Origin of the sequence: Pseudomonas sp. 2822-17, assembly GCF_002742485.1 — a bacterium.
GTDB lineage: Bacteria > Pseudomonadota > Gammaproteobacteria > Pseudomonadales > Pseudomonadaceae > Aquipseudomonas > Aquipseudomonas cyclaminis.
On the sequence record NZ_LJRZ01000927.1, the window covers coordinates 1 to 236 of the forward strand.

The 236-nt window shown below is 33.5% G+C and carries 1 protein-coding gene; it reads left to right on the plus strand.

Going from position 1 to position 236, the window contains the following annotated elements:
- Nucleotides 1–15 precede the first annotated feature (15 nt).
- Nucleotides 16–236 (plus strand): helix-turn-helix transcriptional regulator (locus AOA60_RS31315; protein WP_143522608.1); only part of this gene is annotated, 221 nt, incomplete at its 3' end.

Here is a 236-nt window from a genome sequence, read left to right on the forward strand (position 1 = left end):
TCATTAGGTGATTTGATGGAGTTTTTCCAGCAAGTTCTAGCAGGGGATAGTGTCATATTAAATTTAAATAAACATGATGATGATAAGACGTTATTAGGAGATTTTAATTACACATTATCTAAGCGAGAGAGAGAAGTATTCCATCTTAAGGTTCGTGGCTATACTGTAAAGGATACGGCAGAATTACTTAATATCTCACCAAAAACGGTTGAAAATCACCGACGTAATATAAGTAA